This window comes from Bacillus sp. MYb209, from assembly GCF_002975175.1.
In the GTDB taxonomy this organism is placed as follows: Bacteria; Bacillota; Bacilli; order Bacillales; family Bacillaceae_G; genus Bacillus_A.
In genome coordinates this window covers 1-1,218 of record NZ_PCNZ01000130.1, presented here as the reverse complement: position 1 = coordinate 1,218, position 1,218 = coordinate 1, and the positions used below count along the sequence as shown (strand labels likewise).

The 1,218-nt window shown below is 31.6% G+C and carries 1 protein-coding gene; it reads left to right on the top strand.

Annotation, left to right across the window (positions count from 1 at the left end):
• Positions 1-142: 142 nt before the first annotated feature.
• On the top strand, positions 143-1,218 hold a 1,076-nt coding region (locus CQZ94_RS30765), incomplete at its 3' end, for a tyrosine-type recombinase/integrase (protein WP_105588441.1).

Sequence of the window (1,218 nt, the reverse complement as noted above, 5' to 3'; positions counted from 1 at the left end):
ATAACCATAGAAAATGGGAGATTTTCTATGGTTGTTTTACACTTTCATTTTTATAAAATTTAATCTAACTATGTAAATAACTTTGAATGTAATTCAGTTATAATATTAGATATAAAAGGAATTAATATGGAGTTGAGTAACAATGGAATTTAAATTAAATACAATTCATAGTGAAACTTTTTTAGAAAATATAGAGAAACAAAAACAAAATTTCTCAAACATAATTGCGATATGGAATCAAGATTATATAAATGAAGCTGAATTTAAAAAGGAAAATAACGAAAGAGAAGATTCATATACATATGAGGGATTTTCAGATGAGGAAATATTGTATTACTATTTAAATCGGCAAACACATTTTGACCAAGAAAAACGTATAAAGGATGCATCCAGGACTCTATATGCTCGTGATCTAAGTCAATTTTATTTTTTTATTAAGCAAAGCACAGAGTTTCTGCAGCAAGATGTTAAAGATTATGTAGTCGGCCAAGTTTGGAGGAACTTAAGAAAGCGACATATACGTAACTATCAAAAATGGCTATCCCAGGAGGCAATCTCCTATCAATCAAAAGAAAAATACAAAGCATCTACGATTAGTCGGAAACTTGGTGTGGTCCGTTCGTATTTGAAATGGCTATATGAAATTCAATATATCCAGGAACCTCTTCATGTGGAAATTCTAAGTACTACCGTTAATAAACAACATAAACCAAAACGCGAGTTATCATATGAGGAAGTGAAGCAATTGCTTCATTACTATAAGGATAATGAAATCAATTATGCTTTACTATCGGTTCTGGCTACTACAGGATTACGTGTTGCAGAAGTAGCGCACGCAATGTGGAAAGACCTTGAATATGACGCTATACGTGGACGTTACTATTTAATAGTTGATACAAAGGGAGATAATGAACGGATTGTTTCTATTAATAAGGAGATTTTTAATCGGATTGTTGCGTTTCGAATCCGGAGACGATTACCTGTGGACATTGGAAATAAAAATGGTGAGACTATATTTCAAACAAAGAATCATACTGCTTATAAAGAAAATTATTTATCACAATATATTTCTAAAATCATTAAGGATACAAAGTTACCCTTTACGGAGAATATACGAATCACTCCCCACTTTTTTAGACATTTTTATGTGCAGTACTTATACGACTACAAAGGACTAGCACCTCATGTAATAGCGGCTGCAGTAGGTCATAAAAATGA